Annotated in this window: 25 protein-coding genes; 14 read left to right on the top strand and 11 right to left on the bottom strand. The window is 64.9% G+C overall.

Features of this window, described 5'->3' with window-relative positions:
- The first annotated feature begins 65 nt into the window (after positions 1 to 65).
- The 7 genes from J2T23_RS01410 to J2T23_RS01380 all read left to right on the top strand — a co-directional run bounded on the left by J2T23_RS01410 (position 66) and on the right by J2T23_RS01380 (position 9,053).
- A complete protein-coding gene (locus J2T23_RS01410; RefSeq protein WP_307356526.1) occupies positions 66 to 2,051 on the top strand; it encodes a helix-turn-helix transcriptional regulator in 1,986 nt (661 codons plus the stop codon).
- 10 nt (positions 2,052 to 2,061) lie between these two features.
- A complete protein-coding gene (locus tag J2T23_RS01405; RefSeq protein ID WP_141160418.1) occupies positions 2,062 to 2,406 on the top strand; it encodes a hypothetical protein in 345 nt (114 codons plus the stop codon).
- 32 nt (positions 2,407 to 2,438) lie between these two features.
- Complete coding sequence (gene tatA / locus J2T23_RS01400; RefSeq protein ID WP_141160417.1) at positions 2,439 to 2,714, top strand: Sec-independent protein translocase subunit TatA; 276 nt, start codon at positions 2,439 to 2,441, stop codon at positions 2,712 to 2,714.
- 48 nt (positions 2,715 to 2,762) lie between these two features.
- Positions 2,763 to 3,557 (top strand): twin-arginine translocase subunit TatC, encoded by a 795-nt coding sequence (gene tatC / locus J2T23_RS01395; protein ID WP_307356524.1) that lies wholly within the window; start codon positions 2,763 to 2,765, stop codon positions 3,555 to 3,557.
- A gap of 20 nt (positions 3,558 to 3,577) precedes the next feature.
- On the top strand, positions 3,578 to 6,493 hold the full coding sequence (locus J2T23_RS01390; protein WP_307356521.1) for a DEAD/DEAH box helicase: 2,916 nt from the start codon (positions 3,578 to 3,580) through the stop codon (positions 6,491 to 6,493).
- A gap of 59 nt (positions 6,494 to 6,552) precedes the next feature.
- Positions 6,553 to 8,214 (top strand): amidohydrolase, encoded by a 1,662-nt coding sequence (locus tag J2T23_RS01385; RefSeq protein WP_307356519.1) that lies wholly within the window; start codon positions 6,553 to 6,555, stop codon positions 8,212 to 8,214.
- 95 nt (positions 8,215 to 8,309) lie between these two features.
- Positions 8,310 to 9,053 carry a polyprenol monophosphomannose synthase gene (locus J2T23_RS01380; RefSeq protein WP_141160413.1) on the top strand — a complete coding sequence of 248 codons (744 nt, stop codon included), beginning with the start codon at positions 8,310 to 8,312 and terminating at the stop codon, positions 9,051 to 9,053.
- Here J2T23_RS01380 and J2T23_RS01375 read toward each other — a convergent pair.
- The 7 genes from J2T23_RS01375 to J2T23_RS01345 form a co-directional block, all read right to left on the bottom strand.
- Positions 9,050 to 9,947 (bottom strand): IS5 family transposase gene (locus J2T23_RS01375; protein WP_141181604.1). Its coding sequence is split into 2 segments (ribosomal slippage): positions 9,050 to 9,595 and positions 9,597 to 9,947, totalling 897 coding nucleotides; the frame shifts between segments, so codons are not numbered across the junction. The two genes, J2T23_RS01380 and J2T23_RS01375, sit on opposite strands and share 4 nt — an antisense overlap.
- Positions 9,948 to 10,096: 149 nt before the next feature.
- On the bottom strand, positions 10,097 to 10,444 hold the full coding sequence (locus tag J2T23_RS01370; protein WP_026266052.1) for an RNA polymerase-binding protein RbpA: 348 nt from the start codon (positions 10,442 to 10,444) through the stop codon (positions 10,097 to 10,099).
- 239 nt (positions 10,445 to 10,683) lie between these two features.
- A complete protein-coding gene (locus J2T23_RS01365) occupies positions 10,684 to 11,622 on the bottom strand; it encodes an SPFH domain-containing protein (protein ID WP_307356515.1) in 939 nt (312 codons plus the stop codon).
- 22 nt (positions 11,623 to 11,644) lie between these two features.
- Positions 11,645 to 12,118, bottom strand: a complete 474-nt coding sequence (locus J2T23_RS01360; protein WP_141160411.1) for an NfeD family protein — start codon at positions 12,116 to 12,118, stop codon at positions 11,645 to 11,647.
- A 129-nt stretch (positions 12,119 to 12,247) separates the two neighbouring features.
- A complete protein-coding gene (locus tag J2T23_RS01355; RefSeq protein WP_307356512.1) occupies positions 12,248 to 13,129 on the bottom strand; it encodes a methyltransferase domain-containing protein in 882 nt (293 codons plus the stop codon).
- A 67-nt stretch (positions 13,130 to 13,196) separates the two neighbouring features.
- Complete coding sequence (locus J2T23_RS01350; RefSeq protein ID WP_307356510.1) at positions 13,197 to 13,877, bottom strand: peptide deformylase; 681 nt, start codon at positions 13,875 to 13,877, stop codon at positions 13,197 to 13,199.
- A gap of 14 nt (positions 13,878 to 13,891) precedes the next feature.
- Positions 13,892 to 14,944 carry an IS110 family RNA-guided transposase gene (locus tag J2T23_RS01345; protein ID WP_307356508.1) on the bottom strand — a complete coding sequence of 351 codons (1,053 nt, stop codon included), beginning with the start codon at positions 14,942 to 14,944 and terminating at the stop codon, positions 13,892 to 13,894.
- Between the two features lie 277 nt (positions 14,945 to 15,221).
- On the opposite strand from J2T23_RS01345, the gene J2T23_RS01340 reads away from it, so the two are divergent.
- On the top strand, positions 15,222 to 15,635 hold the full coding sequence (locus J2T23_RS01340) for a nuclear transport factor 2 family protein (protein ID WP_307356506.1): 414 nt from the start codon (positions 15,222 to 15,224) through the stop codon (positions 15,633 to 15,635).
- Between the two features lie 23 nt (positions 15,636 to 15,658).
- Here J2T23_RS01340 and J2T23_RS01335 read toward each other — a convergent pair whose 3' ends face one another.
- Genes J2T23_RS01335 through J2T23_RS01325 form a run of 3 tightly spaced genes read right to left on the bottom strand, consistent with a single transcriptional unit; the run spans position 15,659 to position 18,750 of the window.
- Positions 15,659 to 16,810: an FAD-dependent oxidoreductase gene (locus J2T23_RS01335; protein ID WP_141181607.1), complete on the bottom strand. Its 1,152-nt coding sequence runs from the start codon at positions 16,808 to 16,810 to the stop codon at positions 15,659 to 15,661.
- A 1-nt stretch (position 16,811) separates the two neighbouring features.
- Positions 16,812 to 17,462 carry a methyltransferase domain-containing protein gene (locus J2T23_RS01330; RefSeq protein ID WP_307357116.1) on the bottom strand — a complete coding sequence of 217 codons (651 nt, stop codon included), beginning with the start codon at positions 17,460 to 17,462 and terminating at the stop codon, positions 16,812 to 16,814.
- A gap of 55 nt (positions 17,463 to 17,517) precedes the next feature.
- A complete protein-coding gene (locus tag J2T23_RS01325) occupies positions 17,518 to 18,750 on the bottom strand; it encodes a type III polyketide synthase (RefSeq protein WP_307356504.1) in 1,233 nt (410 codons plus the stop codon).
- Between the two features lie 512 nt (positions 18,751 to 19,262).
- Here J2T23_RS01325 and J2T23_RS01320 point away from each other — a divergent pair.
- Both J2T23_RS01320 and J2T23_RS01315 read left to right on the top strand, forming a co-directional pair.
- Entirely contained in the window at positions 19,263 to 19,673 is a 411-nt protein-coding gene (locus tag J2T23_RS01320; RefSeq protein WP_307356503.1) for a DUF3054 domain-containing protein, read from the top strand.
- Between the two features lie 110 nt (positions 19,674 to 19,783).
- Positions 19,784 to 20,065: an Lrp/AsnC family transcriptional regulator gene (locus J2T23_RS01315; protein ID WP_141160402.1), complete on the top strand. Its 282-nt coding sequence runs from the start codon at positions 19,784 to 19,786 to the stop codon at positions 20,063 to 20,065.
- 7 nt (positions 20,066 to 20,072) lie between these two features.
- On the opposite strand, the gene trpD is transcribed toward J2T23_RS01315, so the two are convergent.
- Positions 20,073 to 21,128 (bottom strand): anthranilate phosphoribosyltransferase, encoded by a 1,056-nt coding sequence (gene trpD / locus J2T23_RS01310; protein ID WP_307356501.1) that lies wholly within the window; start codon positions 21,126 to 21,128, stop codon positions 20,073 to 20,075.
- Positions 21,129 to 21,276: 148 nt separating this feature from the next.
- Here trpD and ctaE point away from each other — a divergent pair, with 148 nt between their 5' ends.
- From ctaE to qcrB, 4 genes are all read left to right on the top strand, one after another.
- Positions 21,277 to 21,915: an aa3-type cytochrome oxidase subunit III gene (gene ctaE / locus J2T23_RS01305; protein ID WP_175318541.1), complete on the top strand. Its 639-nt coding sequence runs from the start codon at positions 21,277 to 21,279 to the stop codon at positions 21,913 to 21,915.
- An 86-nt stretch (positions 21,916 to 22,001) separates the two neighbouring features.
- A complete protein-coding gene (gene qcrC / locus J2T23_RS01300; RefSeq protein ID WP_307356498.1) occupies positions 22,002 to 22,790 on the top strand; it encodes a cytochrome bc1 complex diheme cytochrome c subunit in 789 nt (262 codons plus the stop codon).
- 98 nt (positions 22,791 to 22,888) lie between these two features.
- Positions 22,889 to 23,959 (top strand): cytochrome bc1 complex Rieske iron-sulfur subunit, encoded by a 1,071-nt coding sequence (gene qcrA, locus J2T23_RS01295; protein WP_141181610.1) that lies wholly within the window; start codon positions 22,889 to 22,891, stop codon positions 23,957 to 23,959.
- The gene (qcrB, locus tag J2T23_RS01290) at positions 23,937 to 25,607 is read left to right on the top strand and encodes a cytochrome bc1 complex cytochrome b subunit (protein WP_141181611.1); all 1,671 of its coding nucleotides are present in this window, start codon (positions 23,937 to 23,939) and stop codon (positions 25,605 to 25,607) included. Before qcrA ends, qcrB begins: the two co-directional genes overlap by 23 nt.
- Positions 25,608 to 25,628 lie beyond the last annotated feature (21 nt).

The following is a 25,628-nucleotide window of genomic DNA, read 5'->3' as shown; positions in this document are numbered from 1 at the left end:
GGGGACACCCTCCCGTGCTGCCGCGCTTTCTGCTTTCACCCGGGGAGTTTAGTAACGTAACCAAGGTGTCCGTATCCCGTACTGAACGACTCCTCAACCTGCTGATTGCGCTGCTCAATACCCGCTACGGACTGCGCCGCAGTGAATTGCGGGAAAAGGTCTACCACGACACCTCCGGCAACGACGTCGCGTTCGGGCGCATGTTCGAGCGGGACAAGAACGACCTTAGGGCCATGGGGTTCGAGGTTGAGACCCTGACGGACCTCGGCTGGAGCGAGGATGACCCCGCCACCACGAGGTACCGGATCGGCAAGGAATCCAGCCGGCTCCCGGACGTCCAGCTGGGACCGGAGGAATGGACAGTCCTCCTGCTGGCCTCCCAACTCTGGGAGCGCGCGGCGCTGGGGACAGCCGCCCAAAGCGCCCTCCGCAAGCTCCAGGCTTCGGGAAGGCTGGCCGAGGTGGAACTGCCGGCCGGCGTCCAGCCGCGCATCAAACCCGCCGGCCAGGCCTTCGATGACATCGTTGCCGCCATGCACGCCCGCCATCCAGTCAGCTTCACGTACCTCGCCGGAAGCACCGGCAAAGAGGAGGAACGGACCGTTGAGCCGTGGGGCCTGGGCAGCCGTTTCGGCCAGTGGTACCTCATGGGCTACGACCGGGCCCGCAACGCTCCCCGCCATTTCCGGCTGTCGCGCTTCACCAGCGCCGTGGCCGTCCTCAACAAGGAGCACTACCGGCCGCCAGCAGACTTCAACATCCGCGCCGAACTGGCCCGGCTGCCAGAACTGCCGCTGCGCACCGCCGTCGTTGACGTCAGGCAGGGCCGCCTGCTGGCGCTGCGCCGACGGGCCATGGACGGCCGCGCAGACCAGGGTGCCGGAACGCCCGACGACGGCTGGGACCGGCTGGTCCTCGAGTACCGCGACCCGGAAGTCCTCGCCGAAGAGTTGGCCAGCTATGGCCCCGATGCCCTGGCAGTGGAACCCGCGGAGCTGGCAGCGGCAGTGCGGCGCCGGCTGCAGGCTGCTGCCGACTTCACCGCCGCGCCCGTCCCCGCCTACGCGTTCTCCGATACCCGGCCCCGGGCAGCCCGGAAGGGGACCTCGGAGGACCAGCTCAAACGCATGCTGCAGTTGGTCCCGTTCCTGGTCCATAACCAGGGCCTGCACATCCGGGACGTCGCAGAGCACTTTGGCATCACCAGGGAAGAGCTCGAGGCCGACCTGCGGATCCTCATTTGCTCAGGTTTGCCCGAGGGCTATCCTGACGATCTCCTCGACATCCAGTGGGACGACGACCACGTGTACATCACCCAGGACCTCGACCTGAACAAGCCCGTCCGCTTCACCGTGTCGGAGGCATGTGCCCTGCTGACCGGGCTTGAAACCCTGAACACCCTGCCCGGCCTGCCCGGCGGAGGCGCCCTGGAATCGGTCACGCTGAAGCTGCTGGCCGCCGCCGGCGAGGAAGGACTCGGCGCCGCCTCCATCGCAGGGCCGCAGGTGGCTCCCGCGGACGCTGCCACCCATGCCACGGTCCGCCAGGCAATCGAGTCCGGTTCCCAGCTCCACCTGTCCTACCTCGCGCCGCAGCGGGACGCGGTGACTGAGCGTGACGTAGACCCCCTGCGGCTCTACTCCCTGGACAACACCTGGTATTTCGAAGCGTGGTGCCATTTGGTGGACGGGCTGCGGAACTTCCGGCTGGACCGGGTCCAGGAGGTGCGCCCCAACGGCCGGCCCGCCGCCACGCACGGGCCGCCGGCGGGAGGGGCCCCCGCCAAGCTCTTCACGGCGAACGACGACGACACGACAGTCACCGTCCAGCTCACCCGGCAGGGCAGGGGGTTGGCGGAGGACTACTACGCGGAACGCACGGCGGAGTTGCCCGACGGCGGATTAGTGGCCGAAATCAGGTTCGGCAACACGGCGTGGCTGCCGATGTTCGTGGCCCAGCACGGAGGTATGGTCCGCATCCTGGCACCTGTTGGGCTGGCTGACGCCGCGCGGGAGTGGCTGTCTGCCTCGTTGGACAGGTACGCCGGATAGACTTCACAGCATGCCTTGGTGGTCCTGGATTCTTATATGGGTGGCGCTCGTCGCAGTGTCCGTACTGTTTTACGTCCTTTTGGGCATCCGTCTCTTCCGCCAGTTCATGGCGACGGTCAAGGATCTCAGCGCTGCGGGTGAAAAGCTGGGACATCTGGCCCCCGTTAACCTCGAGGAATCCACCGAGACGCGGCCGGCCGCGCCCGGTTCTGCCGTTTTTGCCTCACCCGCCGCGATGCGACATGATTACGAGGCATCCAAATCGGCCCGGCGCGAAGAACGCCGCCGCCGGCGAGTGCAGCGCAAGAAGGACCGGGGCCAGCCGCAGGCGCTCGGAGATCTCGACTTCACATAGAAGTAGGATGTAGTTAGAGGAAAGGATTTCCCGTGGGAAGACTCTTTGATGGCCCTTGGCCGATCGTCATTATCATCGTTGTTGCTTTGCTTCTCTTCGCCGCCCCCAAGCTTCCGGCCATGGCCCGCAGCCTGGGCCAGTCCATGCGGATTATCAAGTCCGAGGTCAAGGAAATGAAGAACGACGGCAAAGCCGACACCACCACTGAGGCTTCCGGCCCGGTGGAAGGCACCATCGTGAACCACCCCAAGGCGAAGCCCGGTGAGCCGACTGACGGCACTGACGTTCCGCCGTCCACCCGCGCCTGACCTACCGTGGCACTGTCGCGGGCCCGTAAAGCCAATCCTGAGGGGCGAATGTCCCTCTGGGAACACCTCAATGAGCTGAAGAACCGGCTGATCAAGTCGGCTATCGGCGTCGTTATCGGCGGCATTGGGGGCTGGATACTTTACGATCCGCTGTTGAAGGCCCTCGCCGAACCAGTAAACCGGATTTCGAATGAAACCGGGGGCCTGGCGGCCATCAACTTCGGCACCATAGCGTCGCCCTTCGACTTCAAGCTGCAGATGTCGCTCCTCATTGGGGCCGTCATCTCCAGCCCCATCTGGATCTACCAGCTCTGGGCCTTCATTACTCCGGGGCTTACCTCCAAGGAACGGCGCTACACGCTGGGCTATATGGCAGCTGCAATTCCGCTCTTCCTCGCCGGAATCTGGGTGGGCTGGCTCGTGGTTCCGCAGGTGGTCCACGCGCTGACCCAATTCACGCCGGCAGGTTCCTCCAGCGTCATAGATGCCAGGACCTACATCGAATTCGTCACCCGCATGGTGCTGATGCTGGGCCTGGCCTTCCTTGTCCCCGTGGTGCTGGTCGGCGTCAACATGGCCGGCATCGTGTCCGGCCGCACCATCCTGAAGGCCTGGCGCATCACCGTTTTCCTGGTGTTCGTCCTGGCAGCCATCGCAGCACCGGGTGCGGATGCCATCTCCATGTTCATGCTGGCCGGCCCATTGCTGGCGCTCTTCTTTGCAGCGATCGGCATTTGCATCATGAACGACAAGCGCCGGGAACGCCGTGAGGCCAGGCACGTCGAGGAGACCGAAGCCACTGCCGACATCGCCACCCCCAGCAGTGAACTTAAGAAGCTCTAGCCTGCCGCTAGGCTTGGGGTATGTCCTCCACCACCGGACCCTTCTCCGCCGGCCCCGTCGATCCCGATGAACTTTCGCCAGCCGAGAGGTACCGTGCCAGCGCCGAGCGCCGGGCAGAGGCGGCCACCTACCTCGGACAGTTTTCCCGGACGCTTGAGTTCGAGCTTGATGACTTCCAGCGCGAAGCCTGCCGTTCTTTGCAGGAGGGCAGGGGAGTCCTGGTGGCTGCCCCTACCGGAGCCGGCAAGACCATCGTGGGGGAGTTTGCCATCTACCTCGCTCTCCAGCGGGGCCTGAAGGCCTTCTACACCACCCCCATCAAGGCGCTCAGCAACCAGAAGTTCAGTGAACTGAGCCAGAAATACGGCGCGGACAACGTGGGCCTCCTGACTGGGGACACCAGCATCAACGGGGACGCGCAGGTGGTGGTCATGACCACCGAGGTCCTCCGGAACATGCTGTACGCGGACTCAGCCACGTTGGGCGACCTGGGCTACGTGGTCATGGACGAGGTCCACTACCTTGCCGACCGGTTCCGCGGAGCAGTCTGGGAAGAAGTCATCATCCACCTGCCCAGTGAGGTCCAGGTCGCTTCGCTGAGCGCCACCGTTTCGAACGCCGAGGAATTTGGTGCCTGGCTGGATACTGTCCGGGGGGACACCGACATCATCGTCTCCGAACACCGGCCGGTGCCACTGTGGCAGCACGTCATGGTGGGGCGGCAGATTATGGACCTGTTCGCGGGGGAAACCACGTTTGATGAGATCGCCCCGCCAGTGGATGAAGAGGGACAGCCACCTGCTACGTCCGTGAACCCGGCCGGGACCGCCAAGGGGCGCGGCTTCGACGTCAATCCTGACCTGCTCTCCGTTGCGCGCAGCGAAAGCCAGCAAAGCTTCCGGAGCCGCCCCGGCGGCCGGGGGCAGCGTGGCCGCCGGGGGTACGAGCGGCCGGGCCGGGGAGAGTCGACCGGAGTGCGCCCTGCCAGCCGGCCCCAGGTCATTGCAAGCCTGGACCGGATGGACCTGCTGCCGGCTATCACCTTTATCTTCTCCCGCGCGGGGTGCGAAGCCGCGGTCGCTCAATGCGTAGGGTCCGGCCTGTGGCTCACCACCGAGAAGGAACAGCGGATTATCGCCCAGCGTGTGGACGAGGCCGGGCAGGACATCCCGCCGGACGATCTCGACGTCCTGGGATTCTGGACTTGGCGTGATGGCCTCCTCCGGGGCTTTGCTGCCCACCACGCCGGCATGCTGCCCACCTTCAAGGAAGTCGTCGAAAAGCTGTTCGCCGACGGCCTGGTGAAAGCCGTTTTCGCTACTGAAACCCTGGCCTTGGGCGTCAACATGCCTGCCCGCTCGGTAGTGCTGGAAAAGCTGGACAAGTTCAACGGCGAAGCCCACGTGGACATAACGGCGGGCGAATACACCCAGCTGACCGGAAGGGCCGGCCGGCGGGGGATCGACGTCGAAGGCCATGCCGTGGTGCTGTGGCAGCCCGGGACGGACCCGACGGCGGTGGCCGGCCTGGCGTCCCGGCGAACCTATCCGCTGAACTCGAGTTTCCGGCCCACCTACAACATGAGCATCAACCTTTTGGCACAGTTCGGGCGTGCCCGGGCCCGCGAGATACTTGAGTCCTCGTTTGCCCAGTTCCAGGCCGACCGCTCGGTGGTTGGGCTGGCCCGGCAGGTGCGCAGCCGGGAGGAGTCGCTTGCCGGCTACGCCAAATCGATGACCTGCCATTTGGGTGACTTCACTGAGTATGCCCGGCTGCGCCGGGAACTTTCCGATGCCGAGAGCGCCACCTCCCGGACCAAGTCCCGCGTCCAGAAATCGCTCAGCGGCGACTCCCTGGCCCGCCTCCTGCCCGGGGACGTGGTAAACGTTCCCGGCGGACGTGCCCCCGGGCCCGCCGTCGTCCTTAGTTCCGACCACGGAAGCCGTGAACCCCGGCCGGCCGTGCTCACCCTGGACAACCAGCTGCGCCGGATTGGAACCGATGACCTGGAGGGACCTATCGCGCCGGTTACCCGGGTCCGGATTCCCAAGTCCTTTAATGCAAAGGTGCCAAAATCGCGCCGGGACCTGGCATCCTCCGTCCGCAACGCCCTGCGCGAAAACCGTCCTCCGGCTCCCGGGCAGAACCGCAACCATGACTTCGGCCGTGGCGCCGCCCTCCCCAACCAGGAGCGGCGGATCGCCGATCTGCGCCGGGCCCTCAAAGCCCATCCCTGCCACGGGTGCAGCGAACGCGAAGACCATGCCCGGTGGTCGGAGCGCTGGTGGAAGCTGCGGCGCGAAACGGATGGCCTGGTCCGCCAGATCCAGGGCCGCACCAACACCATCGCCAAGACCTTCGACCGGGTCTGCGACGTCCTTTCCGCGTACGGCTACCTGGAAGACGCCGGAGAGGGCCGGCTGAACATCAGCCCTGACGGCCAGCGGCTGCGCCGGATCTATGGTGAAAAGGACCTGCTGATCTCCCAGTCCTTGCGGCTGGGCGCGTTCGATGACCTGGATGCGGCGGAAGTGGCTGCCCTGGCCAGCGTCCTGGTCTACCAGGCTAAACGCGAAGACAGGGGCCTGCGGCCGCGCATGCCCAGTGTTTCCCTGGAGACCTCGGTGGACATCGTGGTTAAGGAATGGTCCGTTCTCGAAGACGTGGAAGAGGAAAACAAGCTTCCGCTGACAGGCGAACCTGAACTCGGACTGGTGTGGCCGCTGTACAAATGGGCCCGCGGGCGCCACCTGCAGGATGTCCTGAGCGGCACCGACCTTGCCGCCGGGGACTTTGTCCGCTGGGTCAAGCAGGTGGTGGACCTGCTGGACCAGCTCGCCAAGATCCCGGGCCTTGATCCGCGCCTGGCGCGGCTCTGCGCCGAGGCGATCAACCTCATCCGCCGCGGCGTCGTGGCTTACTCGTCCGTTCTGTAAACCCGATAACCCCCGGCCGGGCCGACACGGCCTGCCCACCTTCCAGGAGTCCTGACTTTATGCCCCGCCCTGATTCGACCCCCGCCGACGCCTCCCGACCAGCCCCGGTGCTTTACCGCAATGGATCCGTGTATACGGCGGCCGATCCGTTCGCCACCGCCATGCTGGTGGATGGGGACACAGTTGCCTGGGTGGGATCGGAACAGGCGGCGACGTCCATTGCCGACAGCACCATGGACATCATCGACCTCCGCGGCGCCCTGGTTGCACCGGGCTTCGTTGACTCCCACATGCACCTGACCGAAACCGGAATCGCGCTCGAGTCGCTCCAGCTGGGGCCGGTAACGTCGGCCCGGGCACTGCTGGATGCAGTCGCCGGGGACCGCGGGGACGGACCGGTGCTGGGCCACGGCTGGGACGAGAGTACCTGGGCGGATCCCACCCTGCCCACGGCGGAAGAACTTGACCGGGCAGCCGGGGGCCGGCCGGTTTACCTTTCCCGTGTGGACGTGCACTCGGCGCTGGTGTCCACGTCCCTGGCCAGGTCTGCGGATCTTCAGGACAAGGACGGCTACGACGGCGGCGCCCGGGTGGCACGGGCGGCCCACGAGGCAGCGCGGCAAGTGACCCGACGGCTGCCCCAGGGCGTGCTGAAGCGGCACCAGGCCCGTGCCCTGGCGGAGGCTGCGGCGAACGGGTACGTCGCCCTGGCCGAAATGGGCGCACCCCACATCGGCGGGGCTGAGGACCTGAGGCTGGCTGCAGGATGGAACGCCCCTGAAGCCGGGCAGCCCCGCTATCCCGACGTGATGCCGTACTGGGGCGAGCTGGTCTCGTCCGAGGAGCAGGCACGCGCACTGGTGGCCGAACTGGGGGCGGGAGTCCGCGGCCTGGCAGGGGACCTGAACATCGACGGTTCCCTGGGCTCGCGCACCGCCGCCCTGCGCGCCGGTTACAGTGATGCGGGCCAGGAACGGGGCACCCTTTACCTGGGCGTAGACCAGGCGGCAGCCCACCTTGCCGCCTGCTCCCTTGCCGGGATCCAGGGCGGGTTCCACGTGATCGGCGACGCCGGGCTGGACGCTGCGCTCGAGGCCCTGGACCTGGCGGCCAAGGAAGTGGGCGAGCAGCGGGTGCGCGCGGTGGGCCACCGGTTTGAGCACGTGGAGATGGCTGATGCCGCGGCCGTGGCAAGGCTGGCGCACTACTCGGTGACCGTCAGCGCGCAGCCCTCCTTCGACGCAGCCTGGGGTGGCCCCGGAGGCCTGTACGAGCAGCGGCTGGGGGAGCGGAGCCGGTCGATGAACCCGTTCGCTGCCTTCCACTCCGCCGGAGTTCCCGTCTGCTTCGGCAGCGACAGCCCCGTCACGCCTCTGCGTCCCTGGTCCAGCGTGCGCGCCTGCGTGGAACACCACAACGAGGACCAGCGCATTTCCGCGCGCGCAGCGTTCCTGGGGCACACCCGTGCGGGCTGGAGGGCGGCACGGCACGCCAACCCCATGGCCGGCCAACTGGTCCCGGGCGCCCCTGCCAGCTTCGCCGTCTGGGAGGTTGAGGAGCTGATGGTCCAGGTGGCTGACGGGAGGGTGCAGTCATGGAGCACCGATCCGCGCGCCAGGACCCCCCTTCTTCCGGCGCTCGACACGGGCTCGGACCCGGTGTGCCTGCAAACCGTGAAAGACGGTGCCGAACTGTTCGTGAGCCCGGCCCTGCGTTCCTGACCCGGGAACGCTCCACCCTATAATGGGGAGTTGCGCCCGCCGCCGGCCCACCCGGTATCAGGTGCACCGACCACTTCCACCAGGAAAGGCCCTCTGTGCGCGTCCTTACGATCATTCCCACTTACAACGAACTGGAATCGCTGCCCAAGACGCTCCAGCGCCTGCGGACGGCCGTTCCGGCGTCGGACGTGCTGGTGGTCGATGACAACAGCCCTGACGGCACCGGCCAGCTCGCCGACGGCTTTGCAGCAGAAGACTCCCAGGTTCACGTCCTGCACCGCAAGGGCAAGGAAGGGCTGGGCGCCGCCTACATTGCCGGTTTCAAGTGGGGCCTGGATGCCGGCTACGACGTCCTGGTGGAAATGGATGCAGACGGCTCCCACCAGCCGGAACAGCTTCCCCAACTGCTGGAGGCCGTTGAGCAGGGCGCAGACCTGGCCATGGGGTCCCGCTGGGTTCCCGGCGGCAGCGTGGTCAACTGGCCGCTGTACCGCCAGGCAATCTCCCGCGTCGGCAGCACCTACGCCCGGTTGATGCTGGCCCTGCCCATCAGGGACGTGACCGGCGGATACCGCGCCTTCCGCAGGACCACCCTGGAAAAGCTCAACCTGGACCAGGTGGACTCCGTGGGCTACGGCTTCCAAGTGGACCTGGCATGGCGCGTCGCCAAATTGGGCCTGCGCATCGAGGAACGCCCCATCACCTTCGTTGAACGCGAGCTCGGCGCATCCAAGATGAGCGGCAACATCGTGGTCGAAGCCATGGTCAACGTCACCAAATGGGGTCTGGCAGCGCGCTGGAACACCCTTGCCGGCAAGCTGAAGAACAAGCGGGCCTAGGGCGTGTCTCCTAAAACTGTTAGCCAGATGCTGATTGCCCAAAGAACCGCTCCTCCGCGGTAGGTGAGGGCGAGTTTGTCGTAGCGTGTTGCCAAGGCACGCCATTGCTTGAAGACGTTGAAGTTCCGTTCGACGACGTTCCGGCCTTTGTAATCCTCTTTGTCGAAGGCCGGGGGCCGGCCACCGGAGGAGCCGCGTCGCTTCCGGTGGCCGATCTGGTCGGAAGGCTGCGGGATGACAGCAATAATGCCGCGGTCGCGGAGGTGGGTTCGGATCGCTCGAGACGAGTAGGCCTTGTCACCGCGGACACGGTCCGGGCGGGTTCTGGGTCTGCCCTGACCGGCCCGGTTGATCTTCAGCTGGTTCATGAGGTGGGCGAACATCGGCGCGTCCCCGCCCTGGCCCGGGGCGACCAGCAGAACCAAGGGCCTGCCTTTGCCATCAACCAAGGCGTGAATCTTGGTGCTCAGTCCGCCCCGGGACCGCCCAACCGCATGATCGTCCGGCTCAGCAAACAGATTCATGTAATTCGAGCCGGCCCCCTGTGGCGCGCGGAAGGTTGGTGCCGTGCTGGTGGGCACGGTTCACCGTCGAATCGACCGAGACCGACCAATCCACTTCACCCTGAGAGTCCGCGACCGTCAGCAGTGCAGCCAGGATGCTGTCCCACGTTCCGTCACCGCTATAGCGGCGGTGACGCTTCCAAATGGTCTGCCACGGACCGAACTCGGCAGGCACATCCCGCCACGCGATCCCGCACCGATACCGGTAAATGATGCCCTCGACCACGCGCCGGTCGTCCCGAAAAGGACGACCCCGACGACCATCAGAGGACGGCAACAACGGCTGGATGCGGGCCCACTGCCCATCAGTCAAAACAGAAGTACGCGACACCCATCAAGCATCCCGCCTAAACCAACCCAGGTTTAGGAGACACGCCCTAGGCCTCTGCCCGCGGGGGCACCGCCGGCGTCACGCCGGCACAAAAATAGGGGGCGGCCCCGCACCATTGTGCGGGGCCGCCCCCTATTTGCGGACTGGCTCTATGCCGAGCGCCGCTCTCCGCGGCGTTCGCGCAGGATGGTAAGGCGGTCCTCGAGGATCTGTTCGAGTTCAGGCAGGGAGCGGCGTTCGAGCAGCATGTCCCAGTGGGTGCGGACTGCTTTGTCGTTGCTGGTGTCAGGCTTTTCGCCGTCGACCAGGAGCGCTTCCTTACCGGTTTTGGAGACCCACACCGGAGGAATTTCCGCCTCGGAGGAGAACGTGACGAAGACCTGCTCGCCATCCGCGCAACGGTACTCGACCCGCTGGCGCGGAGCCGGCTCAACTCCGGACTCGGTCTCCATGCTCTGCGCACCAAGGCGCATGCCCCGCAGGCTGCGATCGCTCATGATTTCTCCCTCTGGTCGGTTCGCGGATGAAATCTCCGCGCTAGCCGGTGGCGCCGTGGCACCGCCGGACTACTTTGTGCAGTGTGTTGCATCATAGGATTCAACGCATTGCGAAGCTTGGTTGTTCCAGCTGGTATTCTCCTGCCGGACAAATACCCAATTATACGACTCTTATCCCACCGCAGACAAAACAGGAGGGTTCGGCGTCCGCGGCCAAACCCTCCTGGTGTTCGGGATGCTTATGGTTGCGTGCGCTCTGTGGAGGCGTCCTGGAACAGTGTCCCGGCCTCCCCGTTGGTGCCGCCCAGGGCGTTCCCAATTCCCTTCAGGGCTTCCCCGACTTCGCTGGGGATGATCCACAGCTTGTTGGCGGAGCCTTCGGCGAGCTTGGGCAGCGTCTGCAGGTACTGGTAGGCCAGCAGTTTCTGGTCCGGGTTTCCCTTGTGGATGGCGTCGAAGACCTTCTGGATGGCCTGCGATTCGCCGTCCGCCCGCAGAATGGCGGCCTTGGCTTCACCCTCCGCAGCCAGGATGGACGCCTGGCGCTGCCCCTCCGCGGTGAGGATGGCCGACTGCTTGGTTCCTTCGGCGGTCAGGATCGCGGCCCGGCGGTCACGTTCGGCGCGCATTTGCTTCTCCATGGAGTCCTGGATGGAGTGGGGCGGATCAATGGCCTTCAGTTCAACCCGCGAAACGCGGATGCCCCAGCGGCCGGTGGCCTCGTCCAGGACGCCGCGGAGCTGCCCGTTGATTTGGTCCCGGGATGTGAGGGCTTCCTCCAGGTTCAGGCCGCCCACCACGTTGCGCAGGGTGGTGGTGGTGAGCTGTTCGACCGCCTGGATGTAATTGGCGATCTCATACGTCGCGGCTCGGGGGTCTGTTACCTGGAAGTAGACCACCGTATCGATGGAGACCACCAGGTTGTCCTCGGTGATGACGGGCTGCGGCGGAAAGGACACGACTTGTTCACGCAGGTCCAGGAGCGGCAGGAGCCGGTCCACAAAGGGAATCAGGATGGTCAGGCCCGGATTCAGGGTTCGCTGGTACTTACCCAGCCGTTCAACGACGCCGGCGCGCGCCTGCGGAATAATCCGGACGGACCGGACCAAAACTATGATGACAAAGACGATCAGAACCACCAGCACAATGGCCAGTGCGGTTCCGCCTGCGTTTTCCATACAACTCCTTGTTCCCCAATTGTCAGGCTGTATCAGGCCCGGTGGCCGCCGTGGGCGGCACCGAAACCACTGCTGTTGCGCCGTCGATGGCCGCTACAACCACCGTCTGGCCTGCGGGAAGCACTCCCGCAGCGGAGCGTGCACTCCATATATCTCCACCGATTTTCACCAGGCCGCCGTCGGACGTCACGGCCTCCATGACCACGGCCGGCTCACCGATCAGCCGGTCCACGTTGGTCCGCTGTTCCGAGGGTCCCTTCTTCAGGTGGGACAGGGCCACGGGCCGGACGAAGGCCACCATGAGCAGCGACACGATGCAAAAGATGACTACCTGGAGCCAAGGCTCGGCGCCGGCGAAATCGGCTACCAGTGCGGCAAGCGATCCGCCGCCCAGCATGATGAAAAACAGGTCAAGGGTGATCATCTCGATCACTGCAAACGCCAGGAAAGCCGTAAGCCACAACGCCCACCAGTTTTCCCCAAGCCATTCGAACATTCCTGCTTCCCCCTTTGTCACGGGGGAGCCGCGTCCGCGGACCCGCCAGTAACTGTCTTTTCATCGTAGTCCGCGGACCTGGCTTGTGGGCGGGTTCACAGCGGGCGCCGGGGGATAGTGGCCAAGTCGTTACGGGGCGCCCTGGGCCCGGGGCCGGAACACGGAAATCCGAAACCTTGCGTCGTCCCGAACCGGTTCCGGGGAGCTTTCCAGCCGGGCCGTGATCTGGTCCCGGTCGAGGTGGTGGCCGGCCGGTCCCATGAACGCCAGGTCCGCCGCGGCCGCGCGGCCCAGCGTGAGCGGTATGTCCACGTCAAGGGATGTTTTGGGCTCGAAGTGCCCGGCCATTGCGTCCGCCAGGCGCTCGTCCTTGCCCTCTTCAATGCCGAGCATTCCGGTTACGGCCGCGATGCCTGCCAAATGTCCGGGCCGCGGCGTCACCACTGCCAGCACGCCCCCTGGGCGCAGGACCCTGGCGAACTCTTCGGGGTTCCGCGGAGCGAAGACCACGGTGACCGCATCCACCGAATTCTCCGCCACCGGAAGCGGCCGCCAGATGTCCCAGACCAGGTTGACGGCCTCCGGGTTGAGGCGGGCAGCCCGGCGGAGGGCGAACTTCGAGATGTCCAGGCCGATCGCAGAAGCCGGGCGGCCCGCGGTGGCTGCAGCGTCGAGGATCTCCCGCAGGTAATGGCCGGTCCCGGTTCCGGAGTCCAGAACCACAGCGCCTTCCTCCCGCAGTAAAGGTACGACGGCGGAGGCCAGGGCGTGTGCCAGCGGCGCGTAGTGGCCGTTCCCCAGGAAGGCGAACCGTGACGCCACCATCGCGGCGCTGTCAGGTTCAAAGGGTGTGCCCTTACCCACCAGCAGGTTGAAGTAGCCCTGCCGGGCGGCATCGAAGTTGTGCCCCTCCGGGCACGACAGGCGTGGCTGGCGCGTGGCCTCCGCAGGCAGGTACTCCAGTGGACGTGAGCAGACGGGGCACAGGAGGGGAAGGTCCGCGGAAGGCATGGGAACCAGTTTAGGGCTGGCTGGGTGTTCAGCCCTGCCGCCCTGCATGCGGAGGAAGCGGTAACTGTCAGCCGAGGGAGATCCCGGCGGGTCCGTCGTCGAAACCCAGCCCTTCCCGCGCCTTGGTGATGCCCGCTTCCGCCCAGTGGGCCGCGTACTCGGCGTTGCTGCTCAACGAACGAAGCTGGGCACGGTCTATGTACAGGATGCCGTCGAGGTGGTCCGTCTCGTGCTGCACGATGCGCGCCTGCCACCCGGAAAACTCACGCCGCTCCGCCGCGCCGTCGGGCGTTGCATACTCCAGCAGGACGGTCTCGGGACGCGCCACCACCGCCTGCAGCCCGTTGAGGGAAAGGCAACCTTCGAAGAATGACGCATGTCCCGGGCCAACCGGTGTATAGCGGGGGTTGAGGATGGCAAGGAAGTCCAGGGGGCTCCGGTTCCTGAGGGCGGCAGCAGCCGGGTCGATGTCGTACTGGTCCTCCAGGACGGCCAGCCGCAGGGGGATGCCCAGCTGCGGCGCGGCAAGGCCTACTCCGGGTGCTTCATGCATGACCTGGCGCATGACTTCGACCAGGCGGCCCAGCTGGTCGTCTGACAGCTGGCCATCGAAGTCAGCGGCACACTGCCGGAGTGCCGGGTGCCCGGCCTGGACAATGGGCGGGAGGGATCCGGCAGAGAGGACCTGATCAACAAGCTCGCGGATCTGGCCGGCGCTGGCGGTGGTCGGGGGAACAGTCTGGGTCATGGGTTACTCCTATGTCAAGCCGCTAAGGCGGCGCAAGTCGTTGTCTGTTTCTGGTGGTCGGTTCGGAGGTTGTTGAAGACGATCCGGGCGAGGCGTCGTTTGAGGCAGCGCAGGGCTTCGGGTTTACTGTCTCCGCCGTCGAGGCGTTTCTCGTAATACACCTTTCCCAGCCCTTCGAGACGTGCCTGGGTGATCGCGATACGGTGCAGGGCGGCATTGAGTTGGCGGTTTCCCGAACGCGTCAAACGGAACCGTCCTGCGGTATTGCCTGACCAGACCGGCACGGGGGCTACACCGGTGTGCCGGGCGAAGGCGGCTTCGGATTTGAAGCGTGCGATGCCAGCGACCTCGCCGACGATCTTGGCCGCGGTCAGCTCCGCGCAGCCAGGCATTGCCACCAGTGTGGGAGCGACTTCACGAACCAGCGAACAGATGCGCTTTTCCAGGGCCTTGATGCGCCCGGTGAGTTCGACAACGTCCTGCAGCTCATCCACCGCGATCTCGGCCAGCACCCCGTGGAAGCACTCGAGCCGCGCCCGCAGCTGTTGCTGATGCTTGGCAAGGCCCAGCGAGCGGGCAGGCGGGGCCATCGAGGGGTCGAGTTCGTGCACCCGCCACAGCAACCGGTTTACGGTCGCAGTACGATGCTTGACCAGGTCCTCGCGCCGGTCCACTAACAATCTCAGCTCACGGGAGACTTCATCATGACTGACAGCGGGAAGGTCTGGTTCCCGCTGCACGGCCCGGGCCACGGCAAGGGCATCAATCGGATCCGACTTGCCCCGGGTGCGGGCGGAGGCCCGTGACTGGGCCATGAGTTTGGGTGGTACCCGCACTACCGCCTGGCCCGCGGCCAAAAGGTCCCGTTCGAGCCGCGCCGAGAGATGCCGGCAATCCTCGATGCCCCACAGCACCTCCCGCCCAAAGCGCTCCCGGGCCCACCGGATCGCCTTCCCGTGGCCTTTCTCATCGGCCGTGACCGTGACCTGGCCGAGCTCGCGGCCGACCTCATCGACCGCAACAAACGTGTGCGTACGCTTGTGAACATCCGCGCCAACGACAACCATGGTGGTTGCCTCCTTCCATTCTGAGGACGGCTGGGCCGGTCGGCGGACAAACCTCAGTGGGGGCGATGCCACGCTCCTATCAAGTCACGCCGGCCGGTCCATCACACCCGGACGCCGGCAAAACCCATGCACGCCAACCCGAAGGCGGCAGCCAGCCTAAGAGCCAGACAACCAGGTGATCAGGATCCAACCACCGCAACAGCGGCAAGACCACCCTCACACTGAGGACAGCCTACTGGCGGACGGCACGCAGGAACGGTCGGCTAGGGTCTACTGCATGGCTGATGATTCCCTTCCTGCACAGTCCCCGCTGGAACACGTCCTGGCATTCATCCGGGTCCTTGAAGCGGGTGGCGGTGCCGCGGACATCCGGCCGTTCCTTGCGGAGCAGTTCGTGCTGATCGAGGCCCCGCACCTGTTGGCACCGGAAGGTTCCACGCGGACACTGGCGGCGGTGCTGGCCGGCGCCGACCAAAGCCGCGAGGTGGTCAAGGACCAGCAGTTCACTGTCCGGCGCACCACGTGCGAGGGCGGCCGGGTGGTGGTGGAGGCTGACTGGTCCGCCACGGTGCTCATGGACCTGAAGTACTGGGACCGGGGCGAGACGATCCGTGCCAGGACGTCGTCCGTCTTCCAGGTCAGCGACGGTGTGATCGTGAGCCAGGACAGCTACGACTGCTACTTCCGGTAACCGCCCTCCGCGCCGGAAACCTGCTACTGCATGGTGAAGCGCTTCGCGGCCCAGCGGTTCACCGCGGGTATTGCCGCGGCCGCACCAATGCCGGCAACACGGAACTGCAGGAGCGGCTGCGGCAGCGGCCTGCCCAGCATCATGTTGATTTCCGCCTGCCGACGGGCCACATGGGCTGCCCGGCGGCGGTTCCGCTCGAATTTCCGAAGTTGAAGGCCCATGGGTTTGCCCGACAGGGCGGCGCAGACCAACGGCGCAAGGTCCCGGGCTCCCAACCACCCAAGGTTCATGCCTTGCCCGCCGATGGGGCTGATTTCATGGGCGGCGTCACCCAGCAGCACTGCGCGTCCGGCGACTGTCCTCTGCGCAATTCCGGAACGCACGCTGAAGGCGCTCAGCATGGAGTTGGACGCTGGATCCGGCTGATTCCCGGTCCGGCGGCGCACCAGCTCCGCAAGATCGTGGGGCCCTGCAGCCGCTCCGGCGGGGGAGTCCAGCCGCACCACCCAGCGCCGGACGCCTCCCGGCAGCGGAAACGACTCAACGATTCCGTCGGGCTCGAGGAACAGGACGGCATTGTCCCCGTACTCCGTGCCGTCCTCAAAATCGCCCATGAGGTAATGGTCCGGATAGGTCCTGCGGACAACGGGGACGCCGAGCCGCTCCCGCAGCGCTGACCGGGCGCCGTCGGCCGCAACGAGCAACGCTCCAGTCGCACTGCCGCACGGACGCGTGGCACCCGGGCCGGCCTCCACCGCAGCGGTGACCCTGCCGCCGTCGTCCGTAACCCCCGTGACGCGGGCGCCCCTGACAATCGCGCCCGGATCGAGGGCGAGGACACGCTCTTCCAAGAGCTGTTCGGTCCTAAACTGCGGGAGTGCCAGCACGAATGGAAAGTCCCTGGACACATGGTCGAACACCATGGTTCCCGTCGTCCTGCCGCCGCTGACCGCCATTCCGGCACGGATGCGGACGCCTTCGTGAACCATGCTGGATGCCACCTGCACCCCGGCAAGGGCCTCCAGGGCCGGCGGGTGGATGCCGATCGCCCTGGTATGCCGGTTCGGGGCTTGCCGCTGCTCGAAAACCCTCACCGTTACGCCTTCCTGCAGCAGCGCGGCTGCCAGGTACAGGCCCACGGGACCGCCGCCCGCGATCAGGACATCGGCGTCCATGTCAGTCCTTCCGGCAAGCCAGGACCTGGTGGAAGGCCGACGGGCGCTCCACGGACCAGCCCGGGGGAGCGGAAGCGGCCAGCTCCGCGGGCGTATAGCTGCGCCGGATGGAGGTGAGGCCGTCCCCGCGGATGTAGGACTTCCTGAAAGGCAGCGCGGCCACACTGAACAGGGCAAAGGCGGCGGGGCTGCGGATGAGGTCGTTGTGCAGCGCTTTCCTGGTGGCCAGGATTTCCGAGTCCGACAGCAGCTGCCGGAGTTCCGCGCGATCAAGGTGGTGCAGTACGTGGTTGGAAATCACGACGTCGAACCGGGCGCCTTCCCGGACCAGGTCGCCGCTGTGCGCCTGCCGGAAGTCGACGCCAGGGATTGCCGGACGCCGGCGGGCGAATGCGGCGGCGCGCGGGTCCGGATCGATGCCGGTGACGTGGATTGGCCGGCCGTCCCGCTCTGCCCAGCGCGCGAGCATGACGGCAAGGTCGCCGCCACCGGAGCCGATGTCCAGCACGGTCAATGGGCGCTGCTGCGACGCAGCGGCGGTGCGCAGCTCCGTCCGGTACAGCCGCCGCCAACCGGACAGCACCCTATTGATGACCCAGAACTGCCGGTACGTATTGTCCAGGAGCCGGGCATCGCAGTCGGCGCGGTCCATCTGCTCCACCGCTCCGGCAGCGCGCGTTCGCAGCAGGATTCCCACGCGAATCCCGTCAGGCCATCTCAGTCATCCGGTCCTGGCCCGGCATGAGGGAGGCCACCGCAGCGGATTCCCGCAGTCCGGGGTCCCAGGTGCATGCCGCGGCTTGCCGGAGCTTGGTGAACAGGCCGGTCTCCACCGTGAGTCCCGGGCCAAAGGCCATGGAACAGATGGCCTCGCCGTCGTGGCGACCATCCGGGTGCAGCGGTTGTTCCAGGATGTGCTTGAGGACGAACAGGACTGTGGCGCTGCTCATGTTGCCGTAGTTGCGGAGAATGTCCCTGGCGGGAACCAGCTGCTCATCGCTGAGGCCAAGCCGGGACTGGACCTTGTCGAGGATGCTGCGCCCGCCGGGGTGGATCGCCCAGTGGGGGATTGCGGTGTAGGGGAGTGCCGCCAATTCCGGGTCTTTTGCCAGCAGCGGCTGCAGGGCACCGACGATGTGGTCATCGATGATGTGGGGCACGTAGTTGCCCAGGACCATCTCGAACCCATGATCGCCGATGTTCCACGCCATGGAGTCCTCACCAACAGGGGTCAGGACTGTTTCGAAATGGTCCAGCTTCAACAGTGCGGCTTCCTCTACGCCGGGGCGTGCAGTCACGACGGCGGCAGCGGCGCCATCGGCGAACAGGGCCGAACCCATGATTGTGTCCGGATCATTGGACGTGCGTACGTGCAGTGAGCAGAGTTCGGCGCAGACCACCAGGACAACCGCATTCGGGTCGGATTCACAGAACAGCTTGGCCGCGCGGAGGGCGGGAAAGGCCGCGTAGCAGCCCATGAAGCCCAGGTGGTACCGCTGCACGGAAGGACTAAGTCCTAGCTCGCGGACCACCTTGTAGTCCGGGCCAGGATTGAAAAAGCCCGTACATGACACCGTCACGAGATGAGTTATGTCAAGTAAATCCAACTCCGGCGCAGCCTGCAGGGCAGCCCGGGCCGGTTCTACGAAGAGTTTGGTGGCTTCCCGGGCAAAGATATCGTTGCGGACTTTGGTGCTGGGGTTCAGCAGGAGCCCGGTGTCCGGGTCGTAAAACTGGGGGTTCTCCGAGCGTGACGCGTTGGTGAGTTCCTGGACGGCGGTGAATCTCGTCTCGATGGCTGCGCCGTCGAAACAGGTGTTGACCAGGCGGGACCCAAGCCGGGAAAGTCCCGGTTGGGCGGCAAAGACATCACGGGCTTCGGACTGGATCAGTTTTGTCGCCGGAACTGCAGTTTCAAGTGAACGCACGTAAACCGTCATCACGTCATTCTTGACGTGCGGTTGGAGAAAGACAATGGGCCCGGTGACTGGAACGGCGGTGCTGGGTCTTTGATGGCGCATCCAGGCCCGGACGGCCGAAGTCGATGCTCCGCTTCCGGACCTGCCCAAAGCGCCGATAATCTACATTATGTCAAGTAACGGCAAGATGGCACTCCCTCATTCGGCCACCCAGCCTCTAGTGGCTCCGCCGAATTGAGGCCCCCACAACGGCACCCAGGCCGAGCCCCACTGCGAAACCCCAAAACGGCGTGTGGAAGATCGCCAGGCCCAGGCTGATCCCCAAAGCAGCACCCACCAGGCTGCAGATCCATAGGGCTTTATTCACGGTGTCTCCGTCATGGCTAGGGGGCCTCACCTACTGCAGCGAGATTACTGCATCCCCAACAAGGGGTGCCACGGTGACAGCCCGCTTCAGTAACCGGCACTAGAGTCCACTCCCCTTCTTTAGAGAGCCCGTCAGCGCGCCTCCTGGCGGCAGCTAAGCTCGAAACATGAGTTCCCTGAAAACCAAGCCTGCACCGACCACACCCGCACGGTCAGCACTGGCTGCAGCAGTGGCCGACGTCGTGCTGATCCTTGTTTTCGCCGCTATAGGCCGGGATGCGCACCACCGCGAGGAGCCCGTCCTCGGCGTGCTGCTGACCGCCTGGCCATTCCTTGCCGGCGCAGCGGCAGGATGGGCGGCTGCCAGGGTGTGGCGCAGTCCATTGGCCATCGCCCGGGCCGGCGTTCCAGTCTGGCTCGCTACCCTGGTTGGCGGAATGCTCCTCCGGGCCCTGACCGGGCAAACGGTGGTCCTTCCCTTCATTATCGTTGCAACGCTGGCCCTCGCCGTGTTGCTGGTGGGGTACCGGCTCCTGGTGGCAGGCGTGGTGCGCTTCCGCCGACGGCAGGGCAGGTAGAGAAGGCGGATTCAGGGTGTCAGCCGGGTCCGGCGCCCGTGTAATAGGCTGGCCAGAGAGAAAAGCCTGCCGTGGGTCATCGCGGCGGCACTGATTGAAGGGGTTCAAGCGTGGTTACCGCATTTGTTCTGATCAAGACTGACGCCGCCCGCATCCCGGAGACGGCTGAAGAGATTTCAGCCATCGAAGGCATCAGCGAGGTGTATTCGGTCACCGGTGAATGGGACCTCATTGCAGTAGCGCGGGTCCGCAGGCACGAAGACCTCGCCGACGTCATCGCGGACCGGCTTTCAAAAGTTCCCGCAGTGGTCCACACCACCACGCACATCGCGTTCAGGGCCTACTCGCAGCACGACCTTGACGCCGCTTTTTCCCTGGGCTTCGAACAATAACCGCGGTTTAGGCGCGCGAGAGGGACACCCAACGGTCCAGCACGGCCGCGGCGGCACCGGAATCGATCGAGTCCGCCGCCCGCGCGAATGCCTCCTTCATGCGGTCAAGGAACGGGCCCTCGGCGTCCCGGTCGAACGCAACCAGGCCTGCCGCGGCGTTCACCAGCACGGCGTCCCTTGCCGGGCCCTCACTGCCGGCCAGCACATCCCGGACAACCCCCGCGTTCGCCGCCGCATTACCGCCACGGAGTTGTTCAACAGTAGCCAGCCTGATGCCGAGGTCCTCCGGGGAGAAACGCAGTTCACTGACGGCCCCGTCGCGGATCTCCCAGACAGTGGACGGGCCCGTTGTGGTCAGTTCGTCCAGCCCGTCATTGCCGCGGAAGACCAGTCCCCTGCTCCCCCGGCGGGCCAGGACCCCGGCCACGAGTGGTGCCATCCGCGCATTGGCGACGCCCACGGCTGACGCCTGCACATTGGCAGGGTTGGTGAGCGGTCCCAGGAAGTTGAAGGCTGTGGGTACCGCCAGTTCCCGCCGCGGGACGGCCGTGTGCCGGAACGACGGGTGGAACACCTGGGCAAAGCAGAACGTGATTCCTGCCTCCTCCGCGTTCCGGGCCACCTGGGCAATGGGCAGGTCCAGCCGGACGCCGAGCGCCTCAAGTACGTCAGCGGAACCGGACGACGACGACGACGCGCGGTTCCCGTGCTTGACCACCTTGGCGCCGGCCCCGGCAGAGACCAGCGCGGCCATGGTGGAGATGTTGATGGTGTTAAGTTGGTCACCGCCGGTACCGACAATGTCGAGTTTTTCCCCGCTGATGGTCACGGGGTTGGCGTGGGCAAGCATTGCCTCCACGAGGCCGGAGAGCTCATCCACCGTCTCGCCTTTGGCGCTGAGGGCCACAAGGAATCCGGCGATCTGGGCCGGTGTTGCTTCCCCGGACATGATGGTGTCCATGGCCCAGGAGGTGTTCTCCGCAGTGAGGTCAGTGCCCTTGATGAGCGCCGAGATCAACCGGGGCCAGGTGTTGGCGGACGCTTTAGTTGCCTGAGAAGTCACGTGCTGATGCTATCGACCGATGGCGGCCAGTGACCAATGTGAACCGTCGCGGGAACTTTTCCGGGCAATTTCGCGTCTTTGTAGAAAAAGTCCTCCGAAAAGGCGGTTTGCGTTGGGCAGCACGGACTTTTACAGACATAATGTCTATGTGACATCTGCGACCCATGCCCCCAGTACCCCGGCGCACCCCACGCTGAACCGCCCCAATATGGTTTCTGTCGGAACCGTTGTGTGGCTGTCCAGCGAGTTGATGTTCTTCGCCGGTCTCTTTGCCATGTACTTCACTCTGCGCTCCACGAGCGGACAGATGTGGGCGGAAGAGACGGCCAAGCTCAACTTCCCCTTTGCGCTCGTCAACACGATCGTCCTCGTGGCCAGTTCCTTCACTTGCCAGATGGGCGTCTTCGCCGCAGAGCGGCTGCAGCCACGGCGCACCGGCGGTGCCCTGCAGTTTGCCCGCTGGGGAATGAACGAATGGTTCACCCTGACGTTCCTCATGGGTGCGTTCTTCGTTGCCGGCCAGACCACCGAATACGCCATGCTGGTTTCAGAGCACGTATCGCTCTCCTCCAATGCATACGGCTCGGCCTTCTACATGACCACGGGCTTCCACGGCCTCCACGTGATCGGCGGCCTTATCGCCTTCCTGCTCATCATGGGCCGGTCGTTCGCCGCGAAGAAGTTCGGACATTTCGAAGCAACGTCCGCGATCGTCACCTCTTACTACTGGCACTTCGTTGACGTCGTGTGGATCGGCCTCTTCCTGGTCATCTACGTACTCAAGTAGCCAGCTTTGATTCTTTTTCTACAAGAGGCAGAATTTCAGGTAGCGGCTCCCGGAGCCGGCGCAGGATCGAATAAAGGAACCACCACGTGAAGGCACTCTCACAAAAGCGGCGTCACCCACTTGCAGCAATAGCGCTGCTTCTGATGGGGCTCCTCATCACGGGTGGGCTGTACGCCGTGGCAACCACCGTCAACCAGGCCAAGGCTTCCACCACCACGTTCAGCGCAAGCGACACGGAAGAAGGCGGCAAGCTCTTCGCCGCCAACTGCGCCACCTGCCACGGCATGGGTGCCAGTGGTTCCAAGGATGGCCCGTCGCTGGTGGGTGTCGGTGCAGCCGCTGTTGATTTCCAGGTAGGCACCGGCCGCATGCCGATGCAGATGAACGGCCCGCAGGCCATGAAGAAGCCCGTCCAGTTCAACGACGAGCAGACCCACCAGCTTGCAGCCTACGTTGCGTCCCTGGGAGCCGGCCCGGCAATCCCTGCAGAAGACCTGACAAACGCTGGCGGCGATGCAGCTGCCGGCGGTGAGCTCTTCCGCACCAACTGCGCCATGTGTCACAACGCCGCCGCTGCCGGTGGTGCACTGACCCGCGGCAAGTTCGCGCCTGCCCTGGCCGACGTCTCCGGCAAGCACATCTACGAGGCCATGGTCACGGGCCCGCAGAACATGCCGGTGTTCAACGATGCCAACATCACTCCTGAAGGCAAGAAGGACATCATCACCTTCCTGAAGCAGATTGAAACCACCGGCTCGCCGGGTGGGGCCGACCTCGGCTCGCTGGGTCCGGTTGCCGAAGGCCTGTTCGTTTGGGTAGCTGGCCTTGGCGTCATCATTGCCTTCACCATCTGGCTTACGTCCAGGACGTCCTGACTTTCCGCAGGAACCCACAACTTCTGCTGCCCAGTCAGCAGCTTGAAATTAGAAACTAACCCGGCAACTGCCGGGACGAGAGAAGGATGAGGCGAATTATGGGCAACCATAGTGACGGCAGTCCGAACCACTCGGGCACCGTAGCTACGGCTGGTCAGAATGAGGTGGAGAAGTTCCAGGATCCTGGAATTCCCCCGCATCGTTTGCGCCTGGCTGACACGGACCCGAAGGCCGCAAAGCGGGCAGAACGGCAGGTCGCCTTACTATTTGGCATTTCTGTTGTTGGAACCCTGATCTTCCTGGTGGCGTACTTCGCCATTGATCTGGGTGATGACTCCAGCATTGCCACCATCCGGCTCCAGAATGCCCTGCTCGGCATTGGTACAGCGTTCGCCATGCTGGGTATCGGTACCGGTATCGTGCACTGGGCCAAGGCCCTGATGCCCGACCACGAAGTCTCCGAGGAACGCCACGCCATCCGGTATGAAGAAGACCGCCAGGCTGCGGTCCGCATCGTCGACGACATTGTGGAAGAGACCGGCATCAAGCGCCGCCCGCTGATCCGCAACACCCTCCTGGGTGCGGTCGCACTGGCCCCGCTTCCCGCCGTCGCCATCTTCGGTGACCTCGGTCCCCGCCCTGACGACAAGCTCGCGCACACCATGTGGGCTCCGCAGGACGGAAAGCGAAAGCGCCTCACCCGCGACCCTGATGGAACTCCCATTAAGGCCTCGGACGTCACCATCGGTTCAGCCTTCCACGTCATCCCCGAGGGCCTGAATGAACTGCAGGAAGGCAAGCTCAACGAGAAGGCAAAGTCCGTTGTGCTGCTTATGCGCCTTGATCCCGCATCGCTGAACCCCTCAAAGGGCCGCGAAGAATGGGGTTACAACGGCATCGTTGCCTACTCCAAGATCTGCACCCACGTTGGCTGCCCCGTTGCTCTGTACGAGCAGCAGACGCACCACCTGCTGTGCCCGTGCCACCAGTCCACCTTCGACCTCACGCAAGAGTGCAAGGTGATCTTCGGCCCCGCCAGCCGTCCTCTGCCCCAGCTGCCCATCGCAGTTGATGACGAGGGCTACCTCGTCGCTACCAGCGACTTCCATGAACCCGTAGGACCAAGTTACTGGGAGCGTGATTCGCATGAGCGCAGCATCAACAGCTGAGCCGGCTTTCGTCGCCAAAACCAAGACAGGCCGGATCACCGACTTCGTCGACTCGCGTGTTGGCGGCTCCGGAATCCTCCGCGAGTTCGGCCGTAAAGTCTTCCCCGACCACTGGTCCTTCATGTTCGGTGAAGTGGCGCTGTACTCCTTCGTCATCCTTCTGCTGTCCGGAACCTTCCTGACGTTCTTCTTTGATCCGTCAATGGCGGAGACCCATTACGACGGCGGCTACATTCCCCTCAAGGGAGTGGAAATGTCGGTGGCGTACAGCTCCTCGCTGAATATCTCCTTTGACATCCGGGGCGGACTCTTCATGCGCCAGGTGCACCACTGGGCCGCCCTGCTGTTCGTGGCCTCCATCGCAGTCCACATGCTGAGGGTCTTCTTCACCGGCGCGTTCCGCCGTCCGCGTGAAATGAACTGGGTCGTGGGCAGCGTCCTGCTGATCCTGGCCATGGCTGCCGGCTTCACCGGCTACTCACTCCCCGACGACCTGCTGTCAGGCAACGGCCTGCGCATCATCGACGGCGTCATCAAGTCGATCCCGGTCATCGGAACGTACATCTCGTTCTTCCTGTTCGGCGGCGAGTTCCCGGGCACGGCCATCATCAGCCGCCTCTACATGCTCCACATCCTGCTGGTTCCGGCCTTGATCCTGCTGATGATAGTCCTGCACCTGTTCATGGTGGTCGTCCACAAGCACACCCAGTACCCCGGTCCCGGCCGGAACGACAACAACGTTGTCGGCTACCCTCTGGGTCCTGTCTACGCAGCGAAGGCCGGTGGGTTCTTCTTCATCGTCTTCGGTGTTATCGCACTGATGGCAGCATTCTTCACCATCAACCCGATCTGGAACTACGGTCCGTATGACCCCTCCCCCGTGTCTGCCGGTACGCAGCCTGACTGGTACATCGGCTTCGTCGATGGTGCGCTCCGGCTCATGCCCGGAACGCTCGGCAACTGGCACGTGGAACAGATCTTCTTCGGACATGTGTTCACGTTCAACGTGCTGCTCCCGGCACTGGTCCCCGCCGGAATCCTGTTCACCGTGATGTTCACCTACCCGTGGATCGAACGCTGGATCACCAAGGATGACCGCGAGCACCACGTGCTGGACCGTCCGCGCAACGCCCCGACCCGTACGGGCATCGGTGTGGCTGGCTTCATCTGGTATTGCGTGATGTGGGCAGCTGCAGGTTCAGACCTCATTGCCACGCACTTCCACGTGTCCCTCAATGACGTCACCTACTGGCTCCGCGCCCTGTTCTTCGTCGGACCGGTAATCGGCTTCATTGTCGCCAAGCGCGTCGCCCTGGCGCTGCAGCGCAAGGATCGGGAGATCGCCCTCCACGGCCGCGAGACCGGACGGATTGTCAGGCTCCCGCACGGTGAATTCATCGAGGTCCATGCGCCGCTGGACGAGTACAAGCGATACAAGCTGGTTGGTTTCGAGTCACCCCAGGTTCTGCCTGCTGTGCCGAACGAGCACGGTGTCGTGACCCGCAAGGAAAAGCGCCGCGCGTTCCTCTCCCGCTGGTTCTTCGAGGACCGTGTTGCGCCCGCAACGCCCGCAGAGCTCGAAGCAGCCCATGGCCATGGCCACGAGGCAGTCGAAGCAGCTGAAGGATCCAAGAGCCTGACGCACTAGGCTCTGTGTTCCAACAGTGAA

The organism is Pseudarthrobacter niigatensis (genome assembly GCF_030812615.1).
GTDB classification, from domain to species: Bacteria; Actinomycetota; Actinomycetes; order Actinomycetales; family Micrococcaceae; genus Arthrobacter; species Arthrobacter niigatensis.
The sequence above is the reverse complement of the archived record's forward strand: the minus strand, read 5'-3'. Positions and strand labels throughout refer to the sequence as shown.